This is a genomic window from Streptomyces sp. MAI_2237 (genome assembly GCF_054189285.1).
This window is the reverse complement of record NZ_JAJPGQ010000004.1, coordinates 1-24,237: the sequence shown is the minus strand read 5'-3', so window position 1 is coordinate 24,237 and position 24,237 is coordinate 1. Positions and strand designations below refer to the sequence as shown.

Annotated in this window: 15 protein-coding genes and 4 pseudogenes; 4 read left to right on the top strand and 15 right to left on the bottom strand. The window is 71.3% G+C overall.

Annotation, left to right across the window (positions count from 1 at the left end):
• The first annotated feature begins 23 nt into the window (after positions 1 to 23).
• A complete protein-coding gene (locus LN251_RS27210; RefSeq protein WP_458246829.1) occupies positions 24 to 2,552 on the top strand; it encodes a hypothetical protein in 2,529 nt (842 codons plus the stop codon).
• Positions 2,553 to 2,777: 225 nt separating this feature from the next.
• Here the strand turns inward: LN251_RS27210 and LN251_RS27205 are convergent, their stop codons facing one another.
• The 5 genes from LN251_RS27205 to LN251_RS27185 all read right to left on the bottom strand — a co-directional run bounded on the left by LN251_RS27205 (position 2,778) and on the right by LN251_RS27185 (position 7,813).
• Positions 2,778 to 4,352, bottom strand: a complete 1,575-nt coding sequence (locus LN251_RS27205; protein ID WP_458246828.1) for an AAA family ATPase — start codon at positions 4,350 to 4,352, stop codon at positions 2,778 to 2,780.
• A gap of 53 nt (positions 4,353 to 4,405) precedes the next feature.
• On the bottom strand, positions 4,406 to 4,858 hold the full coding sequence (locus LN251_RS27200; RefSeq protein ID WP_458246827.1) for a hypothetical protein: 453 nt from the start codon (positions 4,856 to 4,858) through the stop codon (positions 4,406 to 4,408).
• Between the two features lie 386 nt (positions 4,859 to 5,244).
• Positions 5,245 to 5,466, bottom strand: coding sequence for a hypothetical protein (locus LN251_RS27195; protein WP_458246826.1), 222 nt, complete (start codon positions 5,464 to 5,466; stop codon positions 5,245 to 5,247).
• Positions 5,467 to 5,487: 21 nt separating this feature from the next.
• Positions 5,488 to 7,281, bottom strand: a complete 1,794-nt coding sequence (locus LN251_RS27190; protein ID WP_458246825.1) for a hypothetical protein — start codon at positions 7,279 to 7,281, stop codon at positions 5,488 to 5,490.
• Between the two features lie 55 nt (positions 7,282 to 7,336).
• On the bottom strand, positions 7,337 to 7,813 hold the full coding sequence (locus tag LN251_RS27185; RefSeq protein ID WP_458246824.1) for a hypothetical protein: 477 nt from the start codon (positions 7,811 to 7,813) through the stop codon (positions 7,337 to 7,339).
• A gap of 260 nt (positions 7,814 to 8,073) precedes the next feature.
• Between LN251_RS27185 and LN251_RS27180 the strand changes: the two genes are divergently transcribed.
• A complete protein-coding gene (locus LN251_RS27180; protein ID WP_458246823.1) occupies positions 8,074 to 10,065 on the top strand; it encodes a caspase family protein in 1,992 nt (663 codons plus the stop codon).
• A gap of 27 nt (positions 10,066 to 10,092) precedes the next feature.
• On the opposite strand, the gene LN251_RS27175 is transcribed toward LN251_RS27180, so the two are convergent.
• The 4 genes from LN251_RS27175 to LN251_RS27160 are packed head-to-tail and all read right to left on the bottom strand — an operon-like array spanning position 10,093 to position 16,702.
• Positions 10,093 to 14,424 carry a CHAT domain-containing protein gene (locus LN251_RS27175; protein ID WP_458246822.1) on the bottom strand — a complete coding sequence of 1,444 codons (4,332 nt, stop codon included), beginning with the start codon at positions 14,422 to 14,424 and terminating at the stop codon, positions 10,093 to 10,095.
• The gene (locus LN251_RS27170) at positions 14,424 to 15,077 is read right to left on the bottom strand and encodes an RES family NAD+ phosphorylase (RefSeq protein WP_458246821.1); all 654 of its coding nucleotides are present in this window, start codon (positions 15,075 to 15,077) and stop codon (positions 14,424 to 14,426) included. The genes LN251_RS27175 and LN251_RS27170 overlap by 1 nt, the downstream gene beginning before the upstream one ends.
• Before the next feature lie 9 nt (positions 15,078 to 15,086).
• Positions 15,087 to 15,743 (bottom strand): hypothetical protein, encoded by a 657-nt coding sequence (locus LN251_RS27165; protein WP_458246820.1) that lies wholly within the window; start codon positions 15,741 to 15,743, stop codon positions 15,087 to 15,089.
• Complete coding sequence (locus tag LN251_RS27160) at positions 15,740 to 16,702, bottom strand: hypothetical protein (protein WP_458246819.1); 963 nt, start codon at positions 16,700 to 16,702, stop codon at positions 15,740 to 15,742. The genes LN251_RS27165 and LN251_RS27160 overlap by 4 nt, the downstream gene beginning before the upstream one ends.
• 431 nt (positions 16,703 to 17,133) lie before the next feature.
• On the opposite strand from LN251_RS27160, the pseudogene LN251_RS27155 reads away from it, so the two are divergent.
• Positions 17,134 to 17,394: pseudogene (locus LN251_RS27155) on the top strand (transposase); the annotation flags it as partial.
• Here the strand turns inward: LN251_RS27155 and tap are convergent.
• Positions 17,394 to 19,040 (bottom strand): annotated as a pseudogene (gene tap, locus LN251_RS27150) (telomere-associated protein Tap); the annotation flags it as partial. The pseudogenes LN251_RS27155 and tap overlap by 1 nt on opposite strands.
• A 601-nt stretch (positions 19,041 to 19,641) precedes the next feature.
• Between tap and LN251_RS27145 the strand changes: the two are divergent.
• Positions 19,642 to 20,064 (top strand): annotated as a pseudogene (locus LN251_RS27145) (IS5 family transposase); the annotation flags it as partial.
• Between the two features lie 275 nt (positions 20,065 to 20,339).
• Here LN251_RS27145 and LN251_RS27140 read toward each other — a convergent pair.
• The 5 genes and pseudogenes from LN251_RS27140 to LN251_RS27120 form a co-directional block, all read right to left on the bottom strand.
• Positions 20,340 to 20,954, bottom strand: coding sequence for a hypothetical protein (locus LN251_RS27140; protein WP_458246818.1), 615 nt, complete (start codon positions 20,952 to 20,954; stop codon positions 20,340 to 20,342).
• On the bottom strand, positions 20,951 to 21,538 hold the full coding sequence (locus LN251_RS27135) for an RNA polymerase sigma factor (RefSeq protein ID WP_458246817.1): 588 nt from the start codon (positions 21,536 to 21,538) through the stop codon (positions 20,951 to 20,953). The genes LN251_RS27140 and LN251_RS27135 overlap by 4 nt, the downstream gene beginning before the upstream one ends.
• 551 nt (positions 21,539 to 22,089) lie before the next feature.
• A complete protein-coding gene (locus LN251_RS27130) occupies positions 22,090 to 22,713 on the bottom strand; it encodes a hypothetical protein (protein ID WP_458246816.1) in 624 nt (207 codons plus the stop codon).
• Positions 22,714 to 22,720: 7 nt separating this feature from the next.
• Positions 22,721 to 23,704 (bottom strand): TniB family NTP-binding protein, encoded by a 984-nt coding sequence (locus tag LN251_RS27125; RefSeq protein ID WP_458246979.1) that lies wholly within the window; start codon positions 23,702 to 23,704, stop codon positions 22,721 to 22,723.
• A 92-nt stretch (positions 23,705 to 23,796) separates the two neighbouring features.
• Positions 23,797 to 24,237 (bottom strand): annotated as a pseudogene (locus LN251_RS27120) (transposase); the annotation flags it as partial.

The following is a 24,237-nucleotide window of genomic DNA, read 5'->3' as shown; positions in this document are numbered from 1 at the left end:
CGAGCATCCTCTTGGGAGTGCCCGTGACCGACGACCGGGCCGAGGCGGCGTACCGGGCACGTGACCGGTACGCCGAGACGGGTGATGTCGAGGCAGCCCGCGAGGCCGTCGAACTGCTGCGGGCGCTGGCGCAGGAGGAGCATGTCGCCGCGCATGTGGACGAGTTGGGCGGTGCACTGCTCGATCTCTTCGAGGCGGAAGGTGAGTTCGCGGTGCTCGCCGAGGCACTGGAGACGCACGAGAAGCATGTGCGGCTTGTCCGGGACGCCGACTCTCTCAACAACCTGGGCAACTGCCTGCGCGTCTGTCACGACGAGACGGGGGACGAGCATCTGCTGGAACGGGCGCGGGAGGTGCTGGAGGCGGCTGCCGAGTTGGCCCCGGGGGACGCAACGGTCCTTGACAACCTCGGTCTCGTCCTGACGGACCTGTACGACGCCGAGGGCGAACCCGCGTTGCTCGACCGCGCCCTGGAACTGCACACGCATGCCGTGCTGTACGGCGCCGCCGAGGATCCCAACCACCTGCTGCACGTGACGAATCTGGCCTCCGCCCACATGCACCGCTACGACCGTGCCGGCGACCCGGCCGATCTCGACGCCTGGGCCGAGGGCTGCGCACGGGCGGTGGCGCTCACGCCCGCCCGATCCCCGAACCTGCCGCTGCGGCAGGCCAATCTGGCCCTCGCCCTGCTGGAGCGCCACGCCCGCCACGGCTCACCCGCCGATCTGGCCGACGCTGCGACCGTCTTGCTGCGCGCCGCCACCGCGGATCGTTCCCAGGGCCGCTCCGGTTCGCCGCACCTCTGGAACAACCTCGCCCGCACCCTCTTGGAGCGCTACGAACGCGACGCCGACCGGGCCGAGTTGGAGGAGGCCCTCGAGGCGGCCGCGCACGCGGTGGACCTGCTCGACGGCCCCGAACTGCTGCTGCCGCAGTGTCTGGACACACTCGGCACGGTGCTCACCGCGCGCTATCTGCACCACGGCGACGAGGAGGACCTGGAGCAGGCCGTGACCTGTCTGGAGCGATGCGCCGATCTGACCGACGAGGCGGCCCCGGCCCTGCCCGGCAGGCTGACTGCTCTGGCGATCGCGCTGGCGTACCGCTACGAGCACACCTGGGAGATCGCCGATCTCGACCGTTCCGTCGGCCTGTTCGACACAGTTGCCGAACTGCGCCCTCGGCGGCCCGGTCCCGCGGACCTCAACAACCGTGCGCGCGGCAGGATCCGGCGCCACCACCGCACCGGGGACCCCGAGGACCTGGCGTTCGCCCTGGACCAGCTGGAAACGCTCGTGGCGGCCACGCCCGAACAGGCCCCCGGCCTCCCGCTGTACCTGGAGAACCTGGCCGAGGCCCTGCGGCTGCGGTACGAGTCCACCGGAGTGGCCGACGACCTGGAGCGGGCCGTGGCGGCGCTGCGCCGGGCCTTGCGGCTGCTGCCGCCGCGCGCCTCCCGGCGGCCGGACACGCTGCAAGGGCTGGGCAACGCGCTGCTCGACCGGTTCGGCGCGACGGGCTCGGTCGTGGACCTCGACGAGGCGCTCGCCCTGCACCGCCAGGCACTCGCCGCGCTCCCCGCGGACGCGCCGGGCCGCGCCGGCGCCCTCAACGACCTGGCGAACGCCGTACGGGAGCGCCATCAGCATCTCGACGCGCCACACGACCTGGACGAGGCGATCGCCCTGCTGAACACGGCGGTCTCCCTGGCCGGGAGCACGGCCCCCGACCGGCCGGTGTTCCTCGACAACCTCGGCAACGCCCTCATGGACCGCTACGAACGCGACGCCGACCCCGACGACCTCGACACGGGTCTCGCCGCCCATGCCGAGGCCCTGGAGCTGCTGCCCGCGTCGGCGCCGGAACGCGGCCGGATCGCCGCCAACACCGGGGGCGCGCTGTGGCGCCGCTGGCGGCTGAGCGGCAGCCGGGGGGACTTGGACGAGGCGATCTCCCTGCTGCGGGAGGCGGTCGATATGACACCCCCGGCGTCCCCGAACCGTCCGCTGCGGCTGAACAACCTCGGCTGCTTCCTGCGCGACCTGCACGGCCTCACCGGGACGGAGGACGACCGGCTGGCCGCCGCGGCGACGCTGGAGGAGGCGTGCCGGTCGGGGACGGAGCGCGGACCGCGCTGGGCCCTGGAGGCGGCGCGCAACTGGGGGAGCTGGGCCACGGCGCGCGGAGCGTGGCCGGAGGCGGCCGAAGCCTACCGGTTCGGTCTCGACGCCCTGCACACGGCATACCGCGGCCAGGGGATGCGCCCGCACCGGGAGAGCTGGCTGAGGATCGCCGACCGGCTGCCCGCGGACGCAGCCGAGGCGTATCTGCGCGCTGGTGACATCCCGGGTGCCGTACGAGCCCTGGAGGCGGGACGGGCGGTGCTGCTCAGCGAGGCACTGCTCACCGGGGACACCGCTCTCGAACGGCTGGCGGCCGCAGGACACCGGGCGGTGGCCGACAACTACCGCCATCTCGTGGACCGGCTCGCCCGGCTGGAGAACCCGCACGACGACACCCGGTCGCACACGGCCGGACGCCCACGGTGAGCCGGCCGGACGCGGTGGGCCGGACTGCCGCTGTCGTGCGGCGGCTTCGGGACCGGCGTCTGGAGCAGCTGATGAACCGCTTCCTGCCCTGCGCGGACCGGGCGTGCGCTCGTCGCATCTTCAGACGTCCGCCAGACGAGCGACTTGGTCGTCCTGGCTTGCGCAGGTGTGGAACGGCTCGGACGTGCGGGTCTGGGCGGACGGCGGCCCCGCGCCCGTGCGTACTCAGTCGTCGCCGAGCAGGACCACTCGGCGGCCGTGACCGTTGGGGGAGCCGACCGGGCCGGTGCCGTGCGCCGGTCGGCCGGCGGGGACCGCACGTTCGCGGCCCCAGGCGCGGATTTCCTCGATCTGTTCGGGATTGCTGCGGATGAGGGGCGCGGTGTTGGCGAAGATGTCCTCGATGAACGACGGGCTCAGCCGATCGGCACCCCCGCCGAGCAGCACCTCGGCCCCGACGTCGTGCAGGGCGGACTCGATGTCGGAGCCGGCGAACCCCTCCGACAGGTCCACCAGACGATCGATCTGTCCAGGCTCCGGCTCGGTCTTGACATAGCGGCGGTAGTAGAGCTCGATGATCTCCCTGCGGTCCGTCTCGTCCGGCAGGTCCACGAAGAACAACTCGTCGAAGCGGCCCTTACGCAACAGCTCCGGTGGCAGGCTGCGGACGTCGTTGGCGGTCGCGACCACGAAGGCACGGGAGTCCGACTCCTGCAGCCAGAAGAGGAACTGCCCGATGACGCGCTGGCTCACCCCGGAAATATCGTGGCTTCCGGCCAGCCCCTTCTCGATCTCGTCGATCCACAGGATGCAGGGGGCGACCCGGTCGGCGGTCTGCAGCGCCTCCCGCATCCGGCTCTCCGACTCGCCCAGATAGCGGCCGTGGATGCTCGCCATGTCCAGTCGGTACAGGGGCAGCTGCCACTGCTGAGCGATGGCCTTCGCGGACAGCGACTTCCCGCAGCCGGGCACCCCGACCAGCAACACGCCCCGGGGCGGGCGCAGACCGGTGCCCCGCAGGTCGGTGTGCATCAGCCGGTGCTTGCGCTCCAGCCAGTCACGCAGACTGCTCAGGCCTCCCACCGCGTAGTCCTCAGACTTGAGGGTGAGCCGTTCCAAGCCAGCCAGATCGTTGAAGATACGGTCCTTGGAGCGGGCCAGTTCCAGGACGTCGTCCGCCTCCACCGATCCCTTCGCGACCAGCGTTGCCATCAGGTTGACGGCCTCGCCCTCGGTGACGCCCCGCAGGAACTCCGCGGCCCGACGCACGTCGTCCCCGCTCCAGTGCACAGGGACGACACCGTGGTGGGCGTCGAGGAAGTCACCGATGATCCCGTGCATCTCGTCGGCATCGGGCAGATCGAGCTGCAAGCTCATGCCGAGCCGCTGCAGACCGCTCCAGATGGGGCTGTCGGTGAGCAGCACGACACAGCCCGCATTGTCGTCGGCGATCCGGGCGAGCTCGGCCAGCTCGCGCGTCAGCGGGCTGTCCGACTCCACGTCTCCGGGGTCCACGAGGACGAGCGTCGCCTGCTGCCGCACCGCGAACTGGGCAGCGGCGAAGTCGGTGGCCCCGGTGAACGACCGGTCGTCCAGGACGGAGGAGGTCGTGCGCAGATCGCGCAGCCCGGTGGCCCGCGTGTGGATCCAGAACTGCTGGCCGCTGCGCCGTGGCTGCCCGGCGACCTCCTTGACCATGCGCAGAGCACGTTGCTGCTCGATCGTCCGCAGACCGATGACCGGTACGCGGGCGGTGAGGTAGCGGTCCAGGTCGTGCTGGCTGGCGGCGTAGTTCGACATGTTCTGCTTTCGGGGCCGTGTCCTGAGGGGCGGTTGCGGTCCGGTGCGGCGGGTCAACCGGGCCGGATGATCCGGCGGCGTCCACCGGTGTGCGGCGCGGGGGCCGGAGGGAGCCCTTCGGCCGGGTCGTCCAGGACCGCGGTGAGCGGGTTGTCCCGGTAGGTGCGTCGTCGGGCCTCCACCGCGCGCGGGTCGTCGCCCGCGGCCAGCCGCTGGTCCAGCCCCTGTTCCAGGGTGTCCTGCAGAGTGCGGATCTGGTCGTCGACCGCTTGCAGGACCGGGGTTCGGAAGTCCTCGGGCAGACAGGGATGACGCAACACTGTCCGTACGGCCCGCAGTGTGACGCGGCCCCGGGTCAGGGCCCGACCCGCCGTGAACTCGTCCCGGGCGGCGTTCACCTCCCGGACCAGTGCGTCCAGTCCCCTCTGCAGCCGTTCCTCGACCGCGCCGCGAACTTGGCCCAGCAGCCGTTGCCAGACGTCGACCGGCAGGTCACCGGGTTCCAACCGGGGCAGATCGGCGACCCCGTCGGGCTGGTCCCCACGTGCCCACTGCTCCAGAAAGTCCGCCCAGACCTGATAGGGACTGGCGCCACCGCCGCTCCGGGCAGCCCGCGGACCCGGGGGGAGAGGCGAGGACGCATTGCCTCCGGGAGTGCCGGGCGCGGCTTTGGGGGCGCCGGATGCGGATGCGACGTCCTTCGGGGTGCGGCGCCAGCTACGCCCCCGCAGGACGCGGGGCGTGGATGCGGCAGAGCCCGCCGTGCTGGGCGTGGCCCTACCGGCTTCCGGGGAACCGGATCGGGATCCAGCCGCTTCCGGGGGGTGGCTGCGGGCGTCCGGGCGTCCGGGTTCGTTCGAGGGGGGTGGATCCAGTGGCTGGACGCGTCTGATCACCGATTGTTCCTCGGGCGTACCACCATGACCTCACCCGGCGGCAGCGGTTCCCATGCGGGCAGGCCGCTCACCAGGCGTCGCTGCCGGCGTCTGGCCGGCGGGGCGTCCGACGCCGCTTCCCCCGGCGTGCCGCCCGTGGCGGGCAGGCCCGGTACGGTGCCGGGGTTCCGCCACCGTGGCAGGTCACCGGGCCGCCCCTGGTACTCGTCGTTCGTCATGACCGTATCGCCCTTCTCTGCTCAGTCGTCCCGGCCCGCGAACCCGTTGGCGCCGACCACCCGTCCGTCGAAGGGCGCGGCCCCGTTGCCGGCCGTGGCCAGGGAGGCGATGAAAGCCCGCGCGTGTGCCTCGCCGGCGTCGGCCTCCCGGTAGCGCTTGCGCCAGTCCGTCCACTCCGCGTGCACGCCGCCCAGCTGGGTGAGCGCGTCGTCCCGGCGCCGCCTCAGTGACTGCTCGGCGTTGTTCTGCGCGGTGCGCGCAGTTTCACTGCGGTTGTAGACGACGACACCCCAGACCCCGGCGGCGAAGATCACGGCGATGAACGCGAACTTCACGTTGATCGCGAGCAGCACCATGAAGCCGGGCAGCAGTACCGCCAGCATGATCTGGAGCTGCTTCTTCACGTCGTATGCGAGCGACTTGACGTAGGTGGCGATGTGCCGGTCGTAGTGGCGGCGCAGCGACTGCTTGAGGTCGGCCAGGTCATGGGCGATCGGCTGGGTCCACAGGGGCGGCTCGAAGCCGGGCCCGTCGGCCGTACGGCTGCCCCCCTTGCCGAACCTGACGTCGACGGCGGTGGGCAGCGCGGCTCGGTAGTCGCGCGCGAAGCCGGCGTGCGCCTCGGCGAGCCACTCGTGGCAGGAGGCGACGGCGAGCTTCTGAGCGGCCGGTGAGGCACCGACGGACGCCGGATCCAGAGCCGCGGTCGACTGCACGGTGAGGTAGTCGCGGGTCTCGTCGAAGGCGGGTGCCTTCAGGTCGGACTCCCGGCGGGCGGCCTCCTCGTCACCGTCATGCCGGACCACCAGCTCGTGGTACAGCAAGGTGCGGCGCAGCGGCAGCTCCTCGGCGTCATAGTCGCCGACCAGCCGGTCGAGGATGGCATCGATCTCGTCCTCCAGCCGGTCCGAAGCCGGGGTCGGCTGGGCCATCAGTTGCTCGAACCGGTCGAGAAGCGTGGCGTGGGCCCGTGCCGAGACCAGTGCCGCGTCGAGCCGGTCCCACTGCGGGCAGGACTCGGCCAGCCGCGGGAACTCGGCCGTTGTGCTCGGGCCCCGCAGCCCCTCGATCTCACCGCGCCACCGGCTCACCTGGGCGGACCGGACGGCGTCGTCGTCCAGTAGGTCCTCGCGCCACTTCGCCAGCGTCTCTTGCAGCAGCGCCCGGCCCGCCGGACCGAACGCGCCCTGCGAGGCGCATTCCAGGATCACCTGGAACTCACGGCCCAGCGCCATCGGGTTCTGGTGTAACAGGTAGTGCCGCAGCCAGCGCACGGAGGCCTCCGCCCGGTCCTGCCGGCGCAGCACCAGCGCGAAGAGCAGGGAGGTCTTCGCCGGTGAGCGACGGAACGCCTCCTCGGTGGCCTGCTCGCACAGCTCGCGTCGGTCGGCGGTCCAGGCGGCCAGGCCCACCAGGGCCGGGGCCAGCCAGTACCGCGGCGACTTGATCATCAGTTCCTCGGTGATCTGTCGCACGGTGTCCTCGGAGACCAGCCCTGAGTCGAAGGCCTGCAGAATGCCGGTCGCACTGCGCCGCACCTCGTTGTGGTGGCCGAAGTCGCGCTCGATGTCGGCCTTGACTTCGCCGACGCGGGTCTGGGCCAGCTGCTTGTTCTTGTCGAGTTCGTCCTTGCGGACGTATGCCTCGAACCGCGTCAGCAGGCTCAGCAGGGTGCTCTCGGTCTGACGCTGCGTCTGCTTGACGTCGTCGACCTGCTCTTCCACTCCCTGCAGCTGGGAGGAGAGACCCTGGATGCGCCCCGCCAGTCTTCTTTCGACGGCGCGGGCGACAGCCTCCGGGCTTACTTCGGACATGGTTGCAACTCCGTTCAGTGCCGTGCGCCGCCCCGCTGCCGGGGTGCGGACCGGGTCAGGGCCGGACGACGTCTCCGTCGGCCAGCACAGGAAGCAGGAGGCCGCCTTCGTGGACCTCGATGAACGCGTACGCCTCGGAGCGCGCCAGGGACCGGGCCGCGTCGAAAGGCGGTGGCATGGGCTCCCGGGCCGCGAAGTGGTCCAGGATCCGCCCGTCGAGCGCCAGCAGGTGATCCACATATGGGCGGCCCAGATGGCACCGGGCCACGAAACCGAGTGGTGCGGCGCCGTATCCGGTCAAGTACTGCTCGCGCAGCCACTGCGCGTGCTCGTGGAACGCGTCCTCGCTCAGTTCCGCGTCCAGCCGGGCGACTGCCCGGAGCAGGGAGCCGGGGCGGGCCCGGAGCAGTTCCCGCGAACGTGGGGGCTGCGTCCCCCGACGCGGCGTGATCGCCGGCCCGCTGGCGGGCCGGGCGACGGTCGGCTGCGCCGGCGGTATGACGATGCGACGTATCCGGTCTCCGGAACTCATGATCCCCCCGATGAACCCACAAAAGCCCTCACGGACTCCTGGCAGGTGACTTCCCCGGCGGAAGACGCGAAGGGGCGCGCGGCGCGGCGCCGACTCGACTGCACGCCTTCAGCAGAGGAGTAATGCGCCGTCAGTGTGGCGGAAAAACATGGCGGTTGTCCCTGTTTCGGCGAAGTACGCCCATGTTCCGACCGGCTTACGACCAGAACCGGGACGGCAAAACGCTCCCGGTCGCTGAACTGCCTTGCCACACTCGGCATATGGGTACGAACACGACGGTCGGCACCGGCCCCGGCGAGGTCCGGGTCCTGCTGGTGGGCATCGACGACTACAGCACCGTGGACGGACTGCGCTCGCTGCGCGGGTGCCGCAACGACATTGCCGCCGCCCGCGCCTGGCTGGCGCGCCGCTTCGGGCCGCGGGCCGTAGTGCGGGAACTACTCGACGGGGAGGCGACCGTCACGAACGTCACCTCAGGCTTCGCCGAGCATCTGGCGGCAGCAGAGCCAGGAGACGGCGCCCTCTTCTGGTTCTCGGGACACGGCACCGACTTCGCCGACCTCGACGGCACCTACGCCGCCACCGAGCCGACCGGGCGCTACCAGGCACTGGCCTTGGCCGACGGCCCCCTCCTCGACAAAGAACTCAATGCCCTCCTCGACGCGGTCGCGGCGCGGGGCGTGCCCACCACGGCCGTCGTCGACTGCTGCTTCTCCGGCGGGGCCACCCGCGCGAACGACTCGGCGGACACCGCCGACGCCGCAGATACGGCCATGCCGACCCTGCGCGCCTCCCGCTTTCTGCCCGCACCCCGCTCATGGCGGCTCCGCCCGGGCAGCCGGGACGCGGCCGCCGGCCACGCCGAGCCGCCTCGGCACGTCCTGCTGGCCGCCTGCCGCCTGAACGAGTCGGCGTACGAACGCGTGAGCGGCGGTGTCGTCCGCGGAGTCTTCACCCAGGCCCTACTGGAAGCCCTGGACGGCGCGCCGGCCGACGGCCGCCTCAACCACCGGGACCTCTTGGCCGCGGCGGCGGCCCGGGTGACGGCCCACGAACCCGGACAACATCCCGCTCTCGCGCCGCTCGGGGCCGGCGGCCCTGCCGACACACCGTTCCCCGGAGGCACTCCCGGGTCGACGGGACCCTATCTGCTGCGGTACGGCGGCGCCGGATGGGAAGTCGACTGCGGAGCCGCCCACGGACTGCGGGCCGGCGCGGACAACGGCCCCGAGTTCACCGTCATGCCGGGCCGCACCGCAACGCCGGTGCAGCCAATCGTCCGGGTGCACACGGTCCAGGCCGACCGCTGCCTGGTGACGCCCTACGGCTGGACGCCCGACGAGCGGCAGGTGTATCCCGTCGAACTCTCCGCACTGGCGTTGGCGCCCATCGGCGTGTCAGTGGACGACACCGGCGACCCGCAGGCCGCTCTCCGGCTGCGCGAGGCCCTGGCCACCGCCGGACCCGGCGGCGGGCCCAGTCCACTGCTCGGGCTCGACGCACCGAGGTCCGAGGCCCGGCTCACAGCCGCAGTGTCCGACGGCCGGGTCCGGATCCGGCCCACGGACGACACACCGGGCGTTCCCGACCTGCCGCTGGGCACCGCGTCGGACGCCCGCCGAGCGGCCGACTGCCTGATCCACCTGGCCCGCTGGTACCAGGCCCGCGACCTGGCCCACCCGATGTCCGCCCTGAGCGGTCAGGTCAAGATCGAGATCACCCCTTGGGGCGGCAGCCGACCGCTGTCACCCGACGCCGACGGGATTCTGACCATGCCGTACGCGCACTCGCCGGAAGGATGCCGGGAACCCTGGGTGTCCATCAGCCTGCACAACACCTCGCGCCGCACCTTGTGGTGTGTCCTGGTGGACCTCACCGACAGCTACGCGAGCCACACGGTCCTCTTCCCGGGGGACTTCGTCGGACCCGGCCGGCGCGGGTACGCCCTGGACGGCGAACCGGTGCGGCTCGCACTGCCCGAGTCCCGGCCCGTGCGCCCCGGCGCGCAGGTCATGGACTGGCTCAAGCTGCTGGTCGCGGACACGGAACTGAACACGCTCCCCTTCCAGTTCCCGGCCTGGCGACCCGGCGGAACCGCGAGCGAACGGCAGACCGTAGCCGGGCTCGACGGAAAGTGGCGGCTCGCACCCACCGGCCACCGGGACGCCGGGCCGGCGGCGACGGCGTCCGGCTGGGGCACCAGGAGCGTACGGCTGCGCACGGTGGTTCCCCGGGTCGGGCAGGCCGGATGACACCGGGGGCCGCAGTTCATGGCCTGCTCAGAGGCGGCCCAGGTGAGTGAAACCGGCCCAGGCCGTGGGGTCGTGCAGGTCCGTGGCCAGGGCCCGCTCCCGCAGGGCGGCGGGCATGCCGGCCGGCAGCACGCGGTGCGGGTCGAGCATCCACAACTGCGCGCGCCGCAGAGCCTGTTGCGGTCCCAGCCGTTCCCGCCGCAGGAAATGGTGCGTCAGATACATGAGGACGGAGGTGGCGTCGTCCGGCACCGGCCACAGCGAGCCGATGACGGACGCCGCGCCGGAGACCAGGAAAGCGGTGGCCAGAGTGTAGGCCTCGTTGTGGCCGCGCCCCGACACATGGCTGCGGCAGGCGGCCAGCAGCACCAGCGCGAGCCGCTCGCCCGCGGTCTCGGCGAGTGCCTCGGCGGAGAGTTCACCCCCGCTCAGCGACAGCCGGGCCGTGCGCCCCCGTCCCTCCGTGACCACCCCGTGGCAGGCAAGGTGCAGGATGCCCCCCGAGGCGTCCGGGGAGCGCAGCCAGGCCAGCACGTCATCCGCCGTGGCGCCCCGGCCGAGATAGCTGCCGGCGCTGCTACCGCCGTGGGCGGCCGGTGCGTAGAAGCTCCGCCACACCGCCTGGGCCTCCTCGCCGGCGTAGGGCAGATCGCCAGTGGGGTCGCCGACCACGAGCGCGGGCCCGTCGGGCCGGACGGCGGGACGGGCAGCGAGGTCGCACAGCAGCCGGGCCGAGGCGGTGTACGAGATCTCGGCCCGCTGAACGGCGTAGTGTCGCCGTCCCTGCCCGGCCGGTTCCCAGGCCGCGTGCCAGGGGACTCCGCCGAGAGCGCCCATCGGCACAAGTACCACGCGAGGCGTTCGCTCGGGCATGCCGAGGGCTTCGAGCAGTGGCTTCACGGCCGCGAACCACGTCCACGAACCCAGCCGGTCGAGTTGGTCGCGCAGCCGCGTGGGGCCGGTCCGCGCGGACGGCCGGCTCACCGGCCCGAGATCGCGCCCCGCCCCGGCCGCCGGGCGCTCCGGAAGGAACGCGCGCAGGGGCGCGGCCCCGGAACGCAGCAGCGGCAACGCAAGTGCGTGGGCACGCCCGTCGCGCGTCACAACGACGGCCGTACCGCCCCTGTCATCGTCGGACGCCAGGAGATAGGCCAGCGCATCCAGCCCGAGCACCCGCAGCGCACCCCCGATCTCCTCGACCGACGGCGGGTCGAGCAGCGGATCGAGCGGGGGCGGGCCGGCAGGTGCCGGTACGGAGTGCGAAGCCGTGGCCTCCGGTGGGGTGGCGAGGGCGGTCAGGGCGCGGCGTCTCAGTTCGCTTGGTACGGACTGCCGGACCGGGGCGGCGGCGGTGGTCGTGGCTTCGGCAACGCGCCACTCGGCTGCCAGGTCGGGGTGGCCTGCGGCGGTAAGACGGTCCGGGACCGACAGGGAGGTGAGGGCGGCGTGCAGGACCAGGGCACGACAGGCGTCGAGAGCTCTGACCGCGTCCTGCGGGCACTCGTCCTGGATGGACCACTCGACCACCTCCAAAGCCGCGTCGGTGGCATGCACGGCGACCTCGGTGGCGTGGTCGGTACCGGACTGCGTGAGCGCAGCCCAGGCATGACCGCGCAGCGCCGCCAGGCCGGTGAGACGGGCCTGCGCACGGTCGGCGTCGGCCCGCGAGCCGGTGATCCGCCACCAGTCGGCCCGGGTCCGCAGGGACCGGCCCAGCGCCAGACCGGTCAGCGCCCACATCGGATGCTCGGGACCGCCGGCCCTCTCGCGCGCCCGGATGAGCCACTCGATACCGGCGTTCAGCACCTCGGGCTTCTTTTCGGCGAGGAACCGCAGGTTCAGGGCCGAGCCGAGCGCACAGGCGCACCGTACCCACTGCTCTCCGCCCTCGTTGGCCACCGCCAGTGCCGCCGAGAGCAACTCCTCGGCCTCGTCCAAACGCCGCGTGTCATTGCGTTCGGCTGCCTCGGTCAGGCAGCGCACCCCGTTGTCCGCGAGAACCGTCGCACGCTGGGCCGTCGGCAACCGTGCCGCCAGCCGCTTCAGTTCGCCGGGCGTGGGAGCGCCCGCCGGTCGCGGAGACCGGGGCCGCCCCAGGCGCTCGGCGAGCACGTCCCGTTCGATGCGGGCGTTCTCCAGGCTGCTCCACACGGAGATACGGTGCGGGTCCTCCGGGTCCGTCGCGGCGTAGGCATCGCCCAGCGCGCGCAAGGCGCGGTCGGCCGTCCCGAGATCGCCCAGAGCCACGGCGCGCCTGACGCTCAGCAGGGCGATCTGCGCGTCCAGGCGGCTTCGTTGGTAGCCGGTCAAAGTGGGGCTGGTGCGCAACGACCGCAGCTCGGCCAGTGCCTCCTCGATGTCGTCGACGCCACCGAGGGCGGCACCCCGGCCCAGTACCGCCCAGGCCCGGGCCATGGACACCTGGTCGGCGGTCCGTCCCGACGAACCGACCGAGTCACCCAGGTCCACCCCGGCCCGGTCCAGATGCCGCAGCGCGGCCTCGTACGACCTCCGCGCCCCGGCACCGCGCACCCCCCTCAGCCGCGCGGTCCCGGCCATCAGCCCCACGGTGGCCTGCCAGTCGGCACCGTCCAGCGCACCCATGGCCGCCGCGTGCAGCTCCTCCACCTGCTCGGTGGTCGCAGGGCTGTCCCCATCGTGGTCGGCGACGAGCATCAGGATCGCGGCCGCGCCCATGGCGTACTGGGGGTCGGCGCGATCCAGGACCCGCCAACGCCGGTACGCCTCCGCGAAACCGTCGGCCAGCCGGTGGGCGCCGCCCACGTCGTGCACGAGCGCCCCTACCTCCCACGTGTTGTGGTTGACGAACGTCGTGCCCTCGTCGATTTCCCGCTGCGTCTCCTGGTAGGCCCGCACGAACAGTTCGGTCCGTTCGGGGTCGGGCTCGGCCAGGCCGAGTCGAGCGAGCTCGTTGTGGGCGGCGGCAGCCACGCACAGCGCGAGGCGGCGGATCCCGGGGATCGCGTCCGGCCGCGCGGCCAACCGCTCCGCGTGCTGTCGGGCTGCGAACAGCCGGGCGGGCTCGTGGTCGTTGCCGAACCGGGTCAGCTGGCAGGAGGACAGGGTCAGCAGCGCCGCCGACGGGTCCCCGTCGTCCTCCTCGTCCCAGTGTTCCAGGGCGTGTTCCAGCAGGGCGAGGCAGCGGTCCCGGCGGGTGTCGTCGTTGCGGGCGACCGCCTGCTCGTACAGCACCCGGGCGAACACGTCGACGTAGTACGGCGGCAGCTCTTCCAGGGCGTCGGCGGTGTCGAGCAGCGGTTCCACCAAGGCCTCGACGAGCGGCGCCTGGGGCCGGTCATTGCAGTGTGTCGTGCTCCACAGCAGGCACCGTGCGAACGCCTCTTCCTCGTCCGGCAGCGGAGCACCCGCCGAGCGGGCCCGTGCCATCACGTCCAACGCCTCGCGCACCACGTCGGCGTCCTCCCGGCAGCGGCCCAGGAGCAGGAGCGCCCATCCCAGACCGTTCAGTACGAAGCCGTCGTTGCGGTCCCCGGCAGCCAGCGCGGTGCGCAGCTGCCGGACCGCCCGCTCGGCGTCGCGCAGGTCCTCCGGATCCCCCGTGGCGATGCAGCGGTCGAGCAGCAGGTCCCCGAGATCGGCGTGAACCTGGGCACCGTCCGGGTCGTCCTCCTCCAGGAGGTCAAAAACACTCTCGCAGCGCCGGATCGCCTCGTCGAGCAGCGCCCGGCGCCCGCAGAGGCCGGGCTCCGTCTCCTCTCCGCCGGGAAACCAGTAGCGGAGGGTGCACACCCTGGCCATCAGCCGACGTACGAAGATCTCGTCGCCCGCGCCAGAGTCGTCCGATCCGTCATCTGCCGCGCCGACGGCCGCCGGGTTCTCCAGGACGGCACTCAGCAGGCCGTGGGCCCGCTCCAGGTGCTCGGGGCGGTCCTCCATAGCGGCGAGCATGACGAGGAGGTGCGCATAGCCGGTCCGGCGGTACTGCCAGGCGATGTGTGTGTCGCGCCCGGCACAGGTGTGGCCGCCCACCGCGTCGCGGGACTCGGCGGGACCGGCGCACGCGGCGCATGTGAGGTCGGCGTGGGCGAAGAGGGCCTCGGCATCCTGCACGGCCGTGCGGACGTCACCCGCCTCGGCCTCGTCGAGCAGGGCCAGCCGGTAGCTGCACGCGGCGACGACCGACCAGGCGTCGTCGATGGCCTCGGGGGAGTGCAGGCTGGCCATCGCTTCCAGCACTCTGGCCCGCTCGGCGCGCAGCGCGGCGGCACTCGGTTCCCAGACGTCATCGGACGAGAAGGCGGGGAACGCGAGTGCATCCAGGAGGTCGTCGGCGGGCCTGCCCGTGGACCCGTCCGTGAATGCGTCCGGCCCGGACACTACGGTGCCATCCTGGTCGCGTACGGTTCCAGCACGGCGTTCAGCCATTCCCCGCCCTCGGCCGAGTCCAGCGCCAGTGGGGGAAGCCCTGGGTCTGCCAGCGCCCCAGCCTGCAGACGATCCGCGAACAGCACGGTCACCCGATCTGCCGGTTCACGCTTCGACGGCCAGAGCAAACCCTGCGCCCAAGGCGCGGTGTGCGCGCGAATCCAGTGTCCCCAGTGCCGGGTGAACGGATACTCGGCGGCCTCCGCCTGCACGAGCCATGCGTCCTGTGCGACCGCGGCCAGATCCCGTCCCGTCACCAGCGGCAGCACCGCGATGTCGGCGGTCAGCCGGAGAAAGGAGAGCAGCTTCCCGCGGACGGCGGCTCGTGGCAGCAGTCGCGGCCCACCGTCGCGGTCGAAAGGCACCGACCGCAGCAGCGACTCGCACACCGCGGCGGCCGGGGTCAGCCCCGCGTAGAGATAGCCATAGCCGTCGAGGTTGGTCGCGTCGAAGCGGCCACCTCCGTAGAAGGGGTGCGCGGGCCGGTAGTTGAAGTCGACACCGGATCGGGTCGCCGAGTGCAGACGGAAGAGGTCGGTTCCGCCGGCCAAGGTCACCTTCGCGGGCGCGCCAGGCAGGGCGCCAGGTGGGCGGGAGTTGGGCATGAGAGTCGCTCAGTCTCCTTCCAGCTCGGTGAGACAGTGCGCCGCCTCGTCGATGCGTTCCTCGTCATCCTGGCCAAGCAGTGCAGCGGGACGGGCACCACCGAGCCATGCGTTGGGCGACAGCCACCAGTCCGCCACCCCCCAGGGGTCGTCTGCGACGCCGAGAGCGGAGTTGACCGTCTGGACACGGGAGCGCAGGGCGTGTCCGCGGCGGTGGGCGGGCTCCGGTTCGAACTGGAACAGCGGCAGCTGGTGCCGACCGTCGATCCCGCGCAGGCGGATCAGCCCGGGCACGCCTGGATCACCGCCCCGGGCCCTGACTTCCGCCTCCTCCAGCGCGGGCTCGGCGAGCAGCCGGTCCCTCACCGTGCCGAGCACCGGTCCTACCATGCGATGCCCGTCGAGCACCAGGACAGCGAGGTCGGCCGCGGTGAACCCGGGGACCACGGGGACGGTACCGAGCCGCTCACCCGCCCCCGTGAGCAGCGGTCGTAGCAGAGCGGCGGCGGCGGCCAGAGCCTGCTCGCGAGCCTGCGGGCCGAATTCGGCACGGGACGCCCGCAGGTGACGCGCCAGCGATGCACGGGCCTCGGCCGACAGCGTGCTCGCCAGCCGGTCCCATTCTGCCGCCGCGCCGGCCAGAACAGACAGATAACCTTCGGTCATGTCAGCTCCGGTGAGCACCCGTCCGCCGAAGCGTCCGAGGAAGGTGATGTTCCGGCCGCGCCCAGCAGCCTCTCCACTAAGTCGGCCCGCTCGGGGCGGCGTACGACCAGGTGGACCTCGGCGTCCGATCTGCGGAACAGGCCAGCTTCGAGCGCGGCCCACAGTGCGGTGAGACTCACCTCCGGCCGAAGACCGCCGCGTCCTGAGCCGAGCAACGGGAAACAGATCGACTTCAAGGGCGGCTCCCAACGAGCGGCTTCCCCGGCGAGCAGGTCGAGGGCGGCGGTGGCCGCACGCGTGATGTCCGACGGCTGAACGTCATAGTCGTTCGTCCCCGGACGGGGTGTGGCGACGACGGCGTGATAGACGCGCCGGATCCCCGCCGAGCGCAACGCCCCGGAGTCGGTTGCCACCACGGTCCCCGGCAGCACCGCCCGGTCCGGTGAACCATGTCGGGCCAGCCAGCTTCCCAACTCGTCGTGGACCGTGTCCTTCAGCAGATCGCCGCGGTGGTTGCGCAGGGACGCCGAGCGTCGTAACGATGCCGCCACCGAAGCTTTGTAAACGGGCGGCAGGACCAGGAACGTGTTGGCTGGCGAGACCACCACGTCGACGTCACGCAGCAGGTCCACCGGGTGGACGTGAAGCCGGATCGAGGTCTGGTGCCCGCCCACGACCACCGGCACCGCGCGATGAGTGGCCGGCAGAAGCACCCCCTGCAGCGCCTCGTACGCCGGTCCCTGCTGCGGCCCTGCCTCGTCGCACATCCGCACGATCTGTTCGGCCACTTCACCCAAAGCCATGAGCTCCTGAGATTTGCGGAAGCGCTCGACAGTGACGTGATGCACGGCCGCGGCACGACGGCGTCGCTCCGCGGCCGCCATCTCACGGGTGTCATCGGTGAGTCCCAGGCCGTACGCGGCCGACTGCCGCAGCTTCCCGCCGTCCACAGCCGCCACGGCGACCCTCAACAGGTGTTCCAGGGCGGCCGCACGGGCCTCCGGCGTCCGTAACAGTCCGAGGCGAGCTGCCGCCGCCTCCAACGAGGGGAGCCGCAGACCTCGCATCCGCAGCACCCCGACGCGCCTGACCTCCCGTACCTCGCGAAGAACCGACGCGTGGTCAGGCGTCCGCTCCTCCGGCATGCGGCCAGGATCGCACCCTGGTTCCATCGCTCACAACCGATTCGGCACAGTCAGTACCCACCCCTAACCACACGCCGCCGTGGAACCTCGACCGGGGCCGCACGCGCCCCGCCCGTCGGACGAACCTCGCCTCAGATCAGTGCCTGGGGACTGTAAATCGTTCGGTGTAACTCCCGATCATGGAAGATGCATCGATGACCAGTGAGAACGTGGCCGAGCACGAGGCTGTCGAGTCGGTAGCGGATATGTCGGCGAAGGCCGTGGACGACCAGCTGATCGAGGAGCTGGTGACCAGGGCCCAGGCTGAGGGCCTGCAGTTGACGGGTGAGGGCGGGCTGCTGCAGCAACTGACCAAGCGGCTGCTGGAGTCCGCTCTCGAGGGCGAGATCACCGACCACCTCGGTTATGACAAGCACGATCCGGCAGGCAGGAACGGCGCCAACTCCCGCAATGGCAAACGCTCCAAGACCGTGCTGACCGACGTGGGACCAGTGGAGATAGCGGTCGCGGCCAGCGCCGGGTCGACGTCCTTGTGCCGCTGCATCGCGGCGAGGAACTGCGCGTCGGTGAGGTCTTTGGTGACGCCGAGGTCGGCGAGGGTGTCCACGTAGGCGTTCTTCAATCGGTCGTGCCACGGGTCCAGGTACGCGCCGGTCGCGCGCCGCAGGTATCCCTCGATCGGCTCCACGTTGTAGCCGAGTTCCTGGGCGTAGGCGACGGTGTGGGTCTGGTACCAGGCAGGTCCCGTGGGCCGGGTGCCGTCCGGCGTGAACGGTGAGGGCAGACGCGGGTCTACCTCGACGTGGGACAGGTCGACCAGCCAGGATCCGGGGATCTTCGGGTTGAACGTCGGGCCCACGAAGTGCGGACAGGCCGACGACCAGGCGGGCGGCGGCGAGGAAGGCGGTGCTGAGGTCCAGGCCGACCGCGTAGGGCAGGGTGCACTCCTCATCGGTGAGCAGGTCCACGTCCCGCACCCACTGGTAGGCCTCCTCGTCGAGGAAGCCGCCCTGCCAGCCGCTGTCCACGACGACGGGGTGTTCGGGGGTGGCTTCCGGCGGGGCTGGGTCCATCGGCTCCGTGCCCAGCGAGCCCGGGTTTTGGCCGGGCATCCAGTTGCCGGTGGTGGGGTCCTGCGTGGCGCGTGTGGGTGGCCGCAGCGCTGTCATGAGCTCAAGGCCTGAGACGGCGGTGGATCCGCGCGGGGTGATGACGCGGGTGGCGTAGACGCCGAGGACGCGGGCGATGTCGGCCGGCTCCATCTGGGCGACGCCGGGGGCAGGACCGCTCTTTGAGGGCGTTCCAGGACAGGATCGCGAGCTGCACGCACTGCCGCTCGCGGTCCTGGGGCTTGCGGTAGATCCTTGCCCAGGGGCCGAACCCGCGCTGGGTGAGCCGCCATTTCGCTTTCACTACTTGTTTGACCACGGGATGGTCCTGGGGCAGGCGCAGGGGGCGGCGCTGCTCGCGGCCGCCCAGGCGCTCGGGCAGTCCGAGCTTCACGGTCGCCGTGGCGGTGAGCACGATCAGCGGCGCTGTCTTTGCCGTAGCGGTTTAGCTTCGGCGCTCCGAGGCCGGACTCGGCAAGGGTCCACTCCACCAGCTCCACCACCGTGGTCGCCGGGCAGTCCAGCACGATCCCGCCCGTGCCGTAGGCGCAGCCGTCACCGTCCAGGACCGCGAGCGGCCCGTGCGGGAAGCGCGGGTCCAGCGCGGGCCCCGCCGCCCTTGTGGCCGGCCGCCGCGATGGCGCGGCAGACCGGGCAGCAGCGGGGCGAGCCGACGCCCCAGCTGGGACGGAGGGCGCCTGCGGGGCACGCACCGCCTCCCCCCTGGACGCGACCTGCTCCGTCGACGCCGCAGGCCCCGCCGCGGCCAACGAGGCCGCCGCAGCCGCGCCAGGGGCGGGGTACTTCGCCGCCCACCCGTTCAGCAGCCGCTGGTATGCGTCCAGACGCGGCTACTTCGGCTCGCTGCGGCCGTTCTCCCAGTTCTTCACCGACTGCGTCGTGGTCTTCAACGCGATGGCCAGGCGGGCCTGGGTGATGCCGGCGGCCTCACGCAGCCGGGCACGCTGCGCCGGAGGCGGCAGATGCGACTCCTCGTTCAGCAGTGCGTCGACGGACGCGAACAGCTCTTCCTCGGACGGCATGGCCTTGCACCTCGCTCCAGGCAAGCTCGCTTAACCATAAATTTGTCCTATTCCTTATCTTATGGCCCGCACTCCCAGCTTGCCCGGTGCCTTTCGCGCGCCTTGGTACTGCGCCAGGGCCGCAAGGCCCTGCTCGATGGCGCTCACCAGGCTGCACCGGGGCTGCGCGACCGGGGTGACCGCCGACGGCCTCCAGGCGCTCGCGCTGCCCGTCATGAAGGGACAGACGGGCTTGCGCTGGCTTTGGGGTGCCCAGTGCGCCGGGGCGAGGTTGCAGCCACTAGCCAAAGGGCCGGTCCAGCATGGTGGCGGATCGGGGTGCGCACAGCGTCCAGTGCTGTTCGTGGGACGCCTTGGCGGCCTAAAGGTTCTCCTGGAAGCGTTCATCGGCCGGCGACCAGACCATGCCCAGTTGCTCCAACCTGCGGGCCCGGCCTACCGCCCGTGCGGCTTCAACGCCGACCACGGACTGCAGAAGGTGCCGCTCCGCTCCACGTTGCGCCCGGGACCCTGACCGCGGCACCGGGGAGAGGCGGACACGGGTCTAGGGTCTGTCCGGCGGATCATGTGCCTGCCTCGTGTTGGGGCCATTGTTCTGGTCGTGGGGCGGGGTGACCTGACAAGTGACGAGTGGGCGCGACTTGCGCCGCATCTGCCGAAGTCCGTGCGTCGGGGCGGGCGCTGGTGTGATCACCGAACGGTGGTCAACGGGATCTTGTTCCGGATTCGCACGGGCGTCCCCTGGCGAGACCTGCCCGAGCGATTCGGGAACTGGAAGACCGTCTATGAGCGCCATCGCCGGTGGTCCGCAGACGGCACCTGGGACCGGGTCCTCCAGGCCGTCCAGACCGATGCCGACGCCCACGGCCGGATCGATTGGAGCATGGTGAGCGTGGACTCGACCTCGTGCCGGGCCCACCAGCACGCGGCCGGGGCGCCGCGCAGAGCACCACGGATCCCAAAGAGGAGGTCATTACCTCGGCAGCACCGCTCCGCCGAGGGACTCGGCCGATCCCGGGGCGGTCGCCCACCTCAAAGCCCACCCGCCCCTTCCGGACGACGCTGGGGAGGAACCGGTGGCCCCGTCGCGCGACGGGGCGGCGGAGGACATACGCGCCTTCGACGGCGCCTTGGATCCCTCCCGGTGCATGCGGCCTGCTTGCCGCACTGGAACTGCTGCGGACCCATACGGCGCACGGTGCCTCGCTCGACTTCGAGCTGCTCCAGCGTTGGCAGCAGCATGTTCTGGGCACCGCAGCCGCCGCCGTTCCGCCAACTGCCAGCCGTCTCCAGTCAGTCTCAGCCGCCGGCCACGGGCCTGGAGCCGATGGCTGCGCAGGCTGCCTTCTTTGTGGGGTAGCCGTCCGCCGGGTAGACCACCGGCCCGCCGAGTGCCCCCTTGTCGTCAGTGGCCGAGGATTCGCCGCCGGCAGGCTGCGCGTTGGGGAAGAAGCAGACCGCGAACCGGGTCGGCTTGGGAGTCCGTGGCACTGTCCCCTGAGCGGGTTCGTTCCACATCCGATCCCAGGATGCCGCGCAGGAACGCGCCGCGTCCTGCGGTTCGAAGTCCTTCATGGCTTTGAGCGGCAACTGGCTCAGGTCCGCCTCAGGTGACAGCGTGCGAGCGCACATGACATTGCGCCCGTCCTCGTCCCATGGCCCGAATGTGGCTACGGCAGCCGTGGTGGCGCCCCCGAGAAGTACGGCCGTGACCGCACCCACCATGAACATGTGCCGACGTCTCCCGGAACCAGCCGTGGCACGCGGCTGCTCAGCGCGTAGCAGGATGCCTCGCAGGACGGCCTGGCCGTCTTCCGACGCTGCCCAGCCTTCGGTGCCGTCGCCGGTGGGCCGCAGAGCGCGGACGGCAGCGAGGTCGGCAGCCTGGCTGTGCTTGGTGGCGCTCTGCCTCATGCTGACTCCCGTTGGATGAAGTGGGGGTGGGAAATCGCGTTATGGACCGGCCGTGCATGGCCTGCACGGAGCAGTGCTGCCCTGAATCGTTTGCGCGCCCGATGCAGGCGCACAGCGAAGGCCGTGGCCGTGCAGCCCGCGACCACGGCCGCCTGCTTGGCCGTCAGGCCGTACCAGGCGCTCAGCACGAGCACCTCCCGGTCCTGTTCGGAAAGCGCCGACAGCGCGGCGGCCACCTCGGCACGCGTACCGATCGTGTCCGCGATCTCCGCAGCCCCCGTCCGGTCGGCCATCACCGCCAAGTGCTCGGTCAGTGCGCGGTGCCGCTGGTCGGACCGCACGCGGTTGGCGAGCAGCCGCCGAGCCGAGGCGAGCAGCCACGGCAGGGCGTCGTCGGGTACGGACCCGGACTTGCGCCAGGCCAGCACGAAGGTCTCCGACAGGATGTCCTGAGCTGTCTCCCGGTCCGTACGGTGCAACAGGTACGCCAGAACCCGATCAGCATGAGCCGTATAGAGCGCCTCAAGGGCCCGGTGCCCGACCGGGTCACCGTACTCTCCGGCGGTTGTTCGTCGTCGTCTCACAGCACCTCCATGGTCCGTCCGTCAACGGCCGTCAACCGGGAGATGTACGGCTGGCCCAGAACTCTTACAGCTTCTGGCGGATTCAGACTCGGGCCGTCTCGGCGGGCGTGATACGAAGCACGAGCGTGCCATGACTACACACGGTGCGCGAGTCGCTTGTGTGCACATCCCCTCATGGTCGGAGGGACCTTGGGGGAGCATCCATTCGACTGCGCCCAGCCACAATCAGGCGGCACGGCTGCTGGGGTCGCCTCAGTTGTCGGGTCGAGGTTGGCCAAGGCTGGGCCCGAGGAAGGAGGCGAGGGCGTCGGTGAGTTCCTCAGGGCACTCCTCCTGTACATGGTGTGATTCCGGGTTTCGTAGTTGGTGTGGTGGGGGTGGCTTGAGCTGGGGTGTTGTGGGTTCTCTGATAGCTATTTCGGTGCTTGCGGACGCTGAAGGAAGTGGTGGTGGGGCGTCTGGCCTGCGGTTGTTCGGGGTTCGTTGATAACAGCGGTGCGGTGTTGGTGATGGTGTCCGTCATTTAAAGAGCTGGTGCGGTTTTGTGCTGGTCAGGGGCTTGGTGACGGGTTGGGGCGGCCGGTCCAGTACAGGGCGGTGTCGATGTCGCGTGCACTCCAGCCGGCCGGTGCGGCGCTGTGGTGGAGGAGGTCGTCGAGGAGTTGCAGGTACCGGCCGTAGCGTCCCGGTGTCGATGTGAGGGTGAGGTGGAGTGTGTCGAGGGCGTGTTGGACGCGGCGGTCGTAGACGGCCATCCGGTGCGGTGCTGCTGCGGTGAGGACGGCTGAGGCGAGGGCGTCGCCGGTGTGGAAGCCGGGCAGTTCGGCGATGATGCCGCGTCCGGTGCGGGCGGCTTCGCTGCGGGTGAGGGCGGTGTCGCGGACGGCGGTGACGGCCCGCTCGGTGGCGGCTCGCACATGGGTGTCCGGCAGGGACATCAGCGCCGACACCCAACGGGTTTGTGCGGAGAGCCGTTTCCAGACGACGAGGGCTGCGATGTCGGTCTTCCCGAGGCTGCCAGCGTGTTCGGTGCGCTGTGCGACGTCGTGGAGGACCTCGTCGTAGTGGGGTGAGACGTGGGCGAGGTAGTCGGCGCGGGCGGGGATCAGAGTGTCCCAGGCCTGTCGGCCCAGAGCAGCGAACTCGTCGTCGCCCGTCTGGGTGGTCGTCTTCATGTCCGCATCATGTCGTTGGCGTCGGCCGGCGTGTGCGGGGGCGGCTGTGTTCTTCGGCGAGGTGGTCGAGCTGGATGGCGTCGAGCGTTTTCTTGGTGATGCGTTCGGTGCCGTCGCTGATGGCGGTGATGGCCGCCTGGCGGATGAGGCGGGCGAGGCTGCCGATGCGGCCAGCGGTGCGCTGGTGGAGGTAGGCGGCGTGGTGGGGGAGCGTGCCGGGTGTGTGCTGGGTGAGGTCGAGGGCGGTTTCCATGTCGGTGATGAGGTCGGTGAAGGGGCGGGTGTTTCCGTGGCGGGCGGGGAGGGGGCCGCAGGTGATGAGGCTGGCGCGGCCGGCGAGTTGGGCGCCGCGGACTCCGCTGAACAGGGGTGTGGCGGCGACGTCGATGCCGGTGTAGACGAAGGTTGCTTTGATCCGTTCGGTGAGGTCTTTGAGGAGGTCGGTGGCTTCGGCGCCGGTGGAGGTGCGGGGGTTGAGGCGGTGGATTTCGTCGATGAGGACCAGGCGGACGCCGACGGCGGTGTAGGTGTGGCAGACGGCTTCGGTGATCTGGTTCTGGGTCATGCGGGTGGTGACGGGGATGCCGAGGTAGCGGGCGAATTCGGTGGCGAGGGTTTTGGCGGTGGCGCCGGGCGGCACCAGCAGGTACGCGACCGGCACCTGCTGGTGGGGGCGTCCAGGCGGGGCCGGATTTTTGCGGGTGTGGGCGAGGTGGCAGGTGCGTCCGACTTCGAGGAGGGCGGTGGTTTTCCCGGCTGCGGCGGGGCCGGTGACGATCAGCGAGGGCCGGGCGGTGGTCTGCTGGTGGCGGCCGAGCAGCATCAGGGTGCGGACCTGGGTGGCGAGGGTGTTGATGGCGGGGGTGCGGACGGTGACGAACGCGGAGTGGTAGGCGAGGCGTTCCTCGAGGCTGCGCGGTGGGTCGCCGGGCGGGGGCGGGGCGAGGGGTGGGGTGGTGGCGAAGTGCTGCCAGCCCTGCCAGGTGGTGATCGGCCATTCCGGCTCTGCCGCGGGCGTGCCGGGCAGTGATACCTCGGTGTCGGTGGTGTCGGTGGTGTCGTGGTGGTCGTGTGCGGGGTGGGTCACCAGTTGAGGGCTTCCTGGGCGGGGTCGTAGAGGCCGAGTCCGGTGTACGGGACGGGCGCGTCGCCGTTGTCGACGGTTTCCTCCTCGCCATCAGCCTGTTCTGGGTCGTCAGGCAGGTCGTCGAGGTCGTCGAGACTGTCGTCGTCCCATCCGTCGGCCTGAGGGCCCGGGGTGTGGGGTGTGCGGTGGTCGGCCGCCGGCGGGGGCGTTTTCAGCGGTGCGGTGCGGGTGATCAGGCGTTGCTCGCCTGCGGTGGCGGTGCTGGTCTGGGCGCGGCGCATGAGCTGGTCGAGGGCGTCGGCGAGGTCGGCTTCGTGGGTGTCGTGGTCGCCGTGGCGGGCGGTGATGGTTTTGATGTGCTGCCAGGTGGCGCTGTTGAACGGGGCGTGGATGTGGTCGCGGTGGATCCACGGGATCTCTGTCAGCTGTCCGTCGGG